5 protein-coding genes are annotated in these 9,929 nt (G+C 59.9%); all 5 read left to right on the forward strand.

The genetic code is table 11. The features are described from left to right. The first annotated feature begins 535 nt into the window (after positions 1–535). Entirely contained in the window at positions 536–1,591 is a 1,056-nt protein-coding gene (locus HY962_16985; protein MBI5648629.1) for a LacI family DNA-binding transcriptional regulator, read from the forward strand. Between the two features lie 3 nt (positions 1,592–1,594). Further along, positions 1,595–4,366, forward strand: a complete 2,772-nt coding sequence (locus HY962_16990) for a TonB-dependent receptor (protein ID MBI5648630.1) — start codon at positions 1,595–1,597, stop codon at positions 4,364–4,366. A gap of 12 nt (positions 4,367–4,378) precedes the next feature. Next, a complete protein-coding gene (locus HY962_16995) occupies positions 4,379–8,146 on the forward strand; it encodes a hypothetical protein (GenBank protein MBI5648631.1) in 3,768 nt (1,255 codons plus the stop codon). A 15-nt stretch (positions 8,147–8,161) separates the two neighbouring features. Beyond that, on the forward strand, positions 8,162–9,181 hold the full coding sequence (locus tag HY962_17000; protein MBI5648632.1) for a PorV/PorQ family protein: 1,020 nt from the start codon (positions 8,162–8,164) through the stop codon (positions 9,179–9,181). A gap of 186 nt (positions 9,182–9,367) precedes the next feature. Continuing rightward, positions 9,368–9,929: hypothetical protein (locus HY962_17005; GenBank protein ID MBI5648633.1), on the forward strand; the 562-nt coding region annotated here is incomplete at its 3' end.

The following is a 9,929-nucleotide window of genomic DNA, read 5'->3' on the forward strand; positions in this document are numbered from 1 at the left end:
GGCAAGACGCCGATGCAGACCTTTCTCGATTCCATACCGCTTGCAAAAGAAAAACTCCTCGATACATTACCAACATCTTTTGAGTCTTCGAATAAGACAGACCAACCTACCGTCTGTCAGGTCTAATCGTAGCTAGTACATCCCCGCTTTCACCTGCTACTTTGCCACATTGCTACTTTGCCACATTGCTACTTTGCCACATTGCTACTTTGCCACATTGCTACTTTGCCACATTGCTACATTGCTACATTGCTACTTTGCTACTTTGCTACGTGAAACGTGTCACGTGGCAACGTGTAACCAAAACTGATAACCGCTGTATCTACAACAGAATCGCGGGAGGCGATTCAAGCGTTTTGTAAAATACTATATGCCGTAACTTCTTATCTGAAATTGGGTTATGGTGAAAAAAGCATGTCGGGGACTTGACAAACCGCAGTTTCCGTTATACATTTGGAAACGCTTCCAAGCTTCCAAGCCCTAAGTATCACGCACCTCCGAAACAATCCTGTCGAACGCATTCAGCGGAGACGACGTGAGCGTTACCATTTATGACATAGCAAAAGCTGCGGGTGTCGGGGTCGGTACTGTGTCCCGCGTCCTCAACAACCATCCTTCGGTGAGTCCGAATACGCGCGCGCATGTACTCGCGATAGCGGCCGAACTCGACTATCGTCCGAACGCCTCGGCGCAGCGGCTTGCGCGGAAAAAAAGCAGGACGATCACGGTGATCATGCCGTACATCACGAACTATTTCTTTGTCGAGATGCTGCGCGGCATACAGGACATGCTATTTCAGGAGGACTACGACCTCCTGCTCTACGGCGTCAATCACCCGAAACAGATCGAGGGCTATATGCACCGCTCGCTGCGCGTCGGCCATGCCGACGGCATCCTGCTGGCCTCGCTCGATCCGCCCGCGGGTTTCTCGCGTGCAAACATGCCCGAGAATTTCCCGCTCATCATGCTCGACCGGCGCCATGGCGACTTCGATTCGTTCAGCGTCGAGAATTCCGAGGGCGCGCGCCTCGCGACGGAACATCTGCTCACGATCGGGCACCGCCGCATCGCGATGATGACCGGCTACGCCGACACGATTCCGAGCATCGAACGCTCGAAGGGATACAGGGCCGCACTGTCCGCCTACAACGCCGAAGACCTCGGTATTCACTACCCCAATGCGGACGATGTCAATGACGGCTTCACGAAGGAAGCCGGCTACGACATCATGATGCGCATCCTCGATGGTCCGCCGGAAAAACGCCCCACCGCCATGTTCATCGCCAGCGACATTCAGGCCATCGGGGCTCTGCACGCCCTGCAGGAGCGCGGGCTCTCGTGTCCGGGCGACATGTCGCTCGTGGGCTTCGACGACATCGAGCTCTCACAATACTACGGCATCACCACGATGCGGCAGCCCATCGCCACGCTGGGCTCCCTCGCCACACAGCGCCTCTTCGAGCGCCTCGATCATCCGCAGCTCGATATCGCCCACCGCACCTTCACCCCGGAACTTGTCGTGCGCCGCACCACACAGCGCGCGCGGCAGCACGAGACCACTCATCACGTCCACGAAACAGCACGGGCATAGGCCATGACACCCTTGCGACTGTTCTTCTTCCTCCTCCTTCTCGCGCCGCTTGCGGCAACCGCCGGTCCGACCGGCAAAATCGCAGGCAAGGTCACGGACGCAAAAACCGGCGAAGGTGTGCCAGGCGTCAACATCGTGATCGTGGGCACCACGCTCGGCGCCGCCACAAATCTCGACGGCGACTACACCATCCTGAACGTGCCGCCTGGCACGTACGAGTTGCGCGCCTCGTCCATCGGCTACGCGCCGGTGCTCACAAAAAACGTGAAGGTCAACATCGACCTCACCGCGCGTATCAATATTCAGATCGGCGAATCCGTCGTGGAACTCAAGGATGAGGTTGTTGTCACCGCCGAAAGACCGACGGTACAGCGCGACCTCACCGCGAGCACCGCCGTCGTGGGCAGCGACGAGATCGATGCGCTGCCCGTGACCGAGGTCAGTGAAGTACTCAGTCTGCAGGCCGGGTACGTCGACGGACATCTCCGCGGCGGTCGACAGGGCGAGATCTCGTATTGGATCGACGGCGTGCCCGTCACCGACGTGTACGACGGCGGCACCGTGGTCGAGGTCAATAAAAACCAGGTGCAGGAGCTGCAGATGGTGAGCGGCGCCTTTAATGCCGAATACGGGCAGGCGCTGTCCGGCATCGTGAACATCGCCACAAAGGACGGCGACAACCGCTTCCGCGGCAGTCTCGGCAGCTACATCGGCGATTACGCGACATCGAACACCTCCATCTTCCGCGGACTCGAGAAATTCGATCCCGTGGCCATACGGAACTTCGAGGGGAGTCTGAGCGGGCCGGTGCTCAGCGACCGTGTGTTCTTCATGCTCAACGCGCGCGCCATCAAATTCGGAGGCTGGCTGAAGGGCTACAACGTCTTCACGCCGAACAACATCGCGCTCATCGACAGCGCGGGCAACTTCATCCGCAACCGCGACGGCGCTGCGGGACGCGGCGACGGCTCGGTGGTGGAAATGAACGGCAGCGAAAAATTCTACGCGCAGGGCAAACTCTCCTTCCGCGTGTTCGAAGGTGTGAAACTGTGGTACCAGTACATCCACGATGATGTGACGTACAAGGACTTCAACTCGTTCTACGTTCTCAATCCCATGGGCGCGCCCACAAATCACCGGCTCGGGCAGACACATCTCGCACAGGCCACACATGTGCTCTCGAACAGCACCTTTTATACCGTGGGGCTGTCGCTCTTCAAGAAAGATTTCCGTTCGTACGTGTACGAGGACATGAACGATCCGCGCTACGTGCATCCGAACCTGCTGCTGCAGGTCACGCCGTACAGTTTCTCGACCGGCGGCACCGACATGCGGCACTTCCAGCGCACGACCACCACTCTCGTGGGCAAGGCCGACTTCACGAGCCAGATCACGCAGCAGCATCTCGTCAAGGGCGGCCTGCAGTTCAGTTCGCACGAGCTGGCGTATGACGACATCACACTGCGTCCGGCGGCCGATCAGACCGAGATCAACCTGCTGACCGATTCCCCCTACATACGCACGCGCGTGCTCGACGTGAGCACGATCTATCACGACCAGTACACGCGCACGCCGCGCGAGTACGCCGCGTACGTGCAGGACAAGATGGAATTCGACAATCTGATCATCAACCTCGGTGTGCGTTTCGACTACTTCGATCCTGCCGGGCAGATACTCTCCGATCCGTCCGACCCGTCCATTTACAATCCCATCAAGCCCTCAAATCGTTTCCACGACACCAACAACAACGGCGTGCAGGACGCGAACGAGACCGAGGTGACACTGGCCGAACGTCAGGCCTACTGGTACACGAACACAACGGCGAAGTGGCAATTCAGTCCCCGCTTCGGCGCGGCCTTCCCCATCACCGACCGCGGCGTGCTGCATTTCTCCTACGGACATTTCTTCCAGATCCCGCGCTTCGAATATCTGTACACGAATCCCTTCTTCAAACTCGGAACCGGCACCGGCAATCAGGGCACAGTCGGCAATGCGGATCTCAAACCCGAGCGGACCGTCAACGCCGAGATCGGCCTGCAGCAGCAGCTCAGCGACGACATCTCGATGGACGTGACCGCGTACATCCGCGACACGCGCGACCTCGCTGGCACGCGCGCCGAGCAGATCACCATTTTCGGCGGATCGGCCACATACTCGCGCATCGTGAACAGCGACTTCGCGTTCACACGCGGCATCGTGCTGTCCCTGCAGAAACGTTTCATGGACGGACTCGCCGCGACTCTCGATTACACGTTCCAGATCGCGCGCGGCACATCCTCCGATCCATACTCGGCGCAGCAGGCGGCGGCCCGCGGTGATCTGCCCGAAGTGCAGCTCACACCGCTCGGCTGGGATCAGCGCCACACCATTAACGGCACGGTGTCCTACAACGCCTCGTCCTACGGCGGCAGCCTCATTTTCCAGTACGGCAGCGGCCAGCCATACACGCCCCGGCGCGCGGAGGACATCACCTCGCTGATCGTCAACAGCCAGACCAAGCCCTCGTCGCTGAACGCCGATCTGCGCCTGTACAAGAACTTCGGACTCGGCTTCGCCACGCTCAATCTGTTCCTGCGCATCTTCAACCTCTTCGACACGCTGAATGAGATGGACGTGTTCGACGACACGGGACGCGCGGGATACACGACCGATCTCGAACGCATCAAACAACAGAACACGCCCGAATACGTGAACACCATCGACGAGTATTTCAATCGTTCCACATACTACTCCGAACCCCGCCGCATCGAAATCGGCGCGACCATCGAATTTTAAGGCGGAGGAACCATGACACGACGAATCATTCTTTTCGCACTGGTCCTCCTCGCCGCCTCAGCGGCGCAGAGTTTCGCGCAGAGCGGGCGTGAATACCGCCGTTCGAACGTGATGTCGGGCAACCGCGTCAAGACCGTGTACGGCAACTGGGGTGTCATCGGACAGCCCGGCACCGGCGGTCCGCGCGGCGCGTGGATACAGGACAACAACGGCTTTCTCGGAGACGTGAGTCCCTTTATCGGTGCCGAGGTCGTCTCCGGAGGCAAGACCTTCCACAGCACCATCACCGCGCCGGTGGACAGGCCCACGCGCAGGCGTGACGAAGCTCCGTCGGGCAAGGCATGGACGCTCGAACCCGTCGCCGGTTACTTCAACAGCGCGCAGCAGGGAATCGCGCTGTACACCAACGCCGCCACATGGCCCGTCTTCTGGCCCGACAAGCTGCAGGACGCCAACGATCCGGGCTGGCGCGGATCCTGGAATGGCTACTTCGGCAAAACATCGAGCGCCGACGAAGAGACCTATTTCGTGATGGACGACAACAATGACGAGCGCTTCAACGTCGCGGGCAACAATTCGCTGGGTGTGGCGTTCAAGCCCGACAGCCGCAATCCCGCGCGGAACGGACTCGGGCTCGACGTCACCGTGCGATCGATGCAGTGGGCGCAATTCCTCGCGCAGGACAACATGTTCTGGCTCTACGAGATCAAGAACACCGGCACCACCGATTACACGCGGGCCGTGTTCGGCATGCTTGTGGGCACCTACGTGGGTGTGACCGGCAACGACAATTCGCCACAGGAATACGACGACGATTTTTCGTTCTTCGACATCAATCTCGATCTCACATACACGGGTGATTTCCCCGACAACAACCGCCGCAATCCGAGTTGGATCGGTCCCGTCGGCCTCGTCGGGTATGCCTTCCTCGAGAGTCCGGGCAACGCCTTCGACGGCATCGACAACGACAACGACGCGGGATTCACCGCGGCATCGCCGTACTTCACCTCGGCCTCGTTCGACTCGACACTGATACGACCGGGCGACCGCATCGTGGTGATCGGGAACGATTACACGCGCACAGTGCAGACACTCGGCGCGACACCGACGAGTATTCAGACCCGTGGAGCGGTTATCGACATCGTACCCGGAACAACGGTATTGACGGAAGGAAACATCATCCGCGATCAGCAGGGAAACCAGATCGTGAATCCGAACGCGTACGACGGCGTCGACAACGATCTCGACGGGATCATCGACGAGAATTACTTCCTGCACTACCGTCAGTTCAAGCGCGACACGCAGGGCAACACGCTGATTGATCTGCTGCGGCCCGTACGCTACACCGACTATGCGGGTGCGGGCGGAGCCGACCGCATGATCGACGAGCGCCGTGACGACCGCATCGACAACGATCAGGACTGGAACATCGACTTCGACGACCTCGGCCGAGACGGCGCCGCGGCGACCAACGACGCGGGCGAGCGCGACGGCGTGCCGACCTCGGGCTACGATTCCTTCGGCAACGACACGGGCCTGCCCGGCGAACCGAACATCGACAAGACCGACGTCGACGAATCCGACCAGATCGGCCTCACGAGTTTCCAGTATTTCACGCCCGCGGGCGACATCACATTGGGCGACGACGAGGATCTGTGGAAACGTCTCGCCCCCGGTTTCTTTGACGTGCCGAAATCGATCGTCAACAACAGGCCGCAGCGCGGCGAGGACGGCGACTTCATCTACGGCAGCGGCTACTTCCCGCTGCTCGCGGGCCGCACCGAACGCTTCTCGCTCGCGCTCGTGTACGGTGGTGGCGACGGAGGGTTCGAGAGCGACATCGCGGACCTCCTCAAACACCGCAGCACCGTGCAGAAAATTTACAACAGCAACTACCGCTTCCCTGTCGCACCCGACAAACCCACGCTGCGCGCCGTTCCCGGCGATCGTTCCGTGACACTGTACTGGGACCGTACCGCCGAACGTTCCTACGATCCGGTGCTGCGCGAATACGACTTCCAGGGTTACAAGATCTACAAGGCCACCGATCCGAACTTCCTCGACGCGGCCCGCGTAAGTGATGCCGACGGCACCATCGTGGGTTTCAAGCCCATAGCGCAGTACGATCTGATCGACAGCGTACGCGGCTACTTCCGCGCCAGCCGCGAACTGTTCGAAACCGTGAGCGGGCGCTCCTTCAATCTCGGTTCGAATTCAGGACTCGTGCACGAATACACCGACCACGATGTCGAGAACGGCCGCACGTATTACTACGCCGTTGTGGCGTACGACCGCGGCAACGAGCGCACCGACATTTTCCCCGCCGAGAATTCGAAACGCGTGCGGCTTACCGCGACCGGTGATCCGGAACTCGACATCAACACCGTGCGTGTGGTGCCGAACGCTCCCGTGGCCGGATTCAGCGGGCCGCAGGCGCGAACCGACATCGCGCCGGTCAGCAGTTTCGCAACGGGAGGCATCGCGTATCAGAGTCTCGACCCGATGGCGCTGCAGGCGAACACGTATGAGATCACCTTCACCGACATTTCGCGCGACGGCGTGGACAACGACATCAACGGAAAAACCGACGGCAACGACATCGCGGAGATGCCGCAGATCACGGCCACATACAGCGTGCGCAATCTCACGCAGCAGAGTTATCGTTTTTCCGTGAAGGACACGCTGCCGATAAAGCTGCCGCATTCGAACCTCGACGCCTCGGGCGTGCTGGTGAAAAACAGCGCCGGACAGGTGGATCCCTCGCGGTACCGCCTCGATACGCGCCGCGGCGACATCCGGCCCGCTGGGGCGGGAGCGATGAGCGGCGAGTACGAGATCCTGTACACATACTTCCCCGTCGCCAAAAGCCCCTACATCAAGAACAGTCCGTGGATACCCGAGGCGCTCGACGCCGACATATTCGACGGCCTGCAGCTTGTGTTCACCAACGACTGGCAGATCCGGCTGATCGACAGTCTGTCCGGTTGGAACACGGGCGCGAAGAGCATGCTGTACACCTTCGCGACCACCAACATTCTGCTCGCACCGGGCGACACACTGAAGGGCACACGGTATCCGTCGGATTATGAGATCCGTTTCACCGCAAACGTAAGCGACACCTCGGCCGCTCTGTACGGCGCTCCCGCCGTGCCGGTGAATTTCTCAGTGTACAACATCACGGAGAAGCGCAAGAGTCCCTTCATCCTCACCGACACCGACGGAAACCAGAAGCTGTCTTCGACCGATGAACTGTCGATCTTCGATCCCGACCAAAACGGGAAGCCCATCTTTACATGGACAATGTCGTTTGTGAACCGGCCCACCGATCCGCCCGGCACCGTCTTTACGTTCACCGATGGGGACAAGCTATCGCTTGTCACATCAAAGCCGTACAGGGCGGGCGACGTGTACCGATTCACGCCGTCGCTGCCCAAGGTTGACGAGGCCAAGGCGCGCTCCGATCTCTCGATGGTGAAGGTCGTGCCAAATCCGTACATCTCGGCCACGACACACGAGTCTCCTCTGCCGCCCGGAATCACGACGGGCCGCGGTGAGCGGAAAATCGACTTCATCCATGTGCCCGCTCGCGCGGTGATCAACATCTTCACCTCGCGCGGCGACCATGTCATCACGCTGCGTCACGACAGCGAGATCAACGACGGCACCGTCTCCTGGAACGTCAAGTCGAAGGAGAATCTCGACATCGCCTACGGCGTGTATTTCTACGTGCTCGAATCACCCGCCGGAACAAAATCCGGCAAGATCGCGATCATCAAGTAAGCGGCGGAGGACACGATGAACACGACACGAAACACAGCACTAGTCTTCGCCCTCATCCTCGTCGCACTCGCGCAGGCGCCCGGCCAGTCGAAGGTCGGCACCACCGCGGCGCAGTTTCTCGGTATCGGCGTCGGACCGCGCGCGGCAGCCATGGGCGGCGCGTTCACGGCGCTGGGGTCGGACGTCTCGTCCGCGTATTGGAATCCCGGCGCGCTTTCACGTCCGGGCACGAGCCAGCTCATGGCGGCGCATACCGACTGGCTGGTCGGCACCGACTTCAACTGGGTCGGTCTGCAGATCGCGCTCGACGCCGACAACGCGTTCGCCGTGCACCTGACACAGCTCGATTACGGACAGGACATCGTAACCACCGTCGCTGCGCCCGAAGGCACCGGCGAGATCTGGACGGCACACGACATCGCCTTCGGGCTCTCGTACGCGCGGAACCTCACCGACCGTTTCTCCATCGGCGGATCATTCAAGTACATCACCCAGCGTATCTGGAACGAATCGGCCACGGCCATCGCCTTTGATGTAGGCTTGCTGTTCATCACACCCTTCGACGGTATGCGCCTGGGCATGAGCCTCTCGAATTTCGGCACCGACATGCAGCTCGACGGCAAGGATCTCACGCGCCGCATCGATCTCGATCCCGAAAACAACGGCAACAACCAAACCATCGTGGCGAATCTGAAGACCGATTCGTGGGAATTGCCCCTGTTCTTCCGCGTCGGGGTCGCGTATCAGGCGATGAAAAACGACTTCGTCTCGCTGTCCGTCGCCGCCGATGCCATTCGTCCCAACGACAACGACGGATCGGTCAACGCGGGCGCGGAACTGGCGTTCAAGGACATCCTCTTCCTGCGCGCCGGGTACAAGTCGCTGTTCTTGACCGACACGGAGGAGGGCTTCACCGCAGGTATCGGAGTATCCTATCCGATATTCGGCACCGTCGCCGCCTCGGTCGACTACACCTATCAGGAGTTCGGACTTTTCAAAAACGTGCAGACGCTCACCATGGGGGTGGTGTTCTAGGAAAGGAAGTAGGAGTTGGGAGTTAGGAGCTAGATTCCAAAAAGTGGCCGTGCCAACTCCCATTCTTAGTTTCCCTTTTTCCCTGTTGCCGTTTGCGGTTTACCGTTTCACGAGAAGAAAGCCACAGCATCACATTCTCTGATTCACTCGATAGACAATCATCCATTCACCAACCGGAGGTTCATCATGCGAAAATTGTTTGTGTTTGCGGCATTGCTGCTCGCGCTTGTTGGCGTGGCCAGTGCGCAGACCACTGTGAAGGTGACGTTCCTGGTAAACACGTCGACCGTGCCCGACACGCTGCATCCGGACAAGGCAGTCGTGCAGGTGCGCGGCGACACGCCGCCACTCCAGTGGAACGGCTCCACCGGGATCACACTGACAAACATCGGCGGCGATTTGTGGACAGGAACGTACGACTTCCCCGCAAACGACACGATCCAGTACAAGTTCTTCACCAACGCGGTGAGCGCGACGGGTGACAACGAACACAAGGGCTGGGAAAACGACATCCTCCCCGACGGCAATCGCGTCCTTATCACCGGCACGAGTCCCATCGTCCTTCCGATGGAATTTGTGAACGGATCAGGCGCGAAGCAGCTTCAGAACTGGAAGCCCTGGAACACCGGCGCCGACAGCATTGCCGTCCGCATCCGCGTCAACATGCAGGGCTGGCAGGCATTTAATGCCGCCAACGACCGCGTCGGTGCGCGCGGCGCCGCGTGGCCCGGTTATCTCGGCAACCTGA

The organism is Ignavibacteriota bacterium, from assembly GCA_016218045.1.
Taxonomy (GTDB): Bacteria; Bacteroidota; Ignavibacteria; order SZUA-365; family SZUA-365; genus JACRFB01.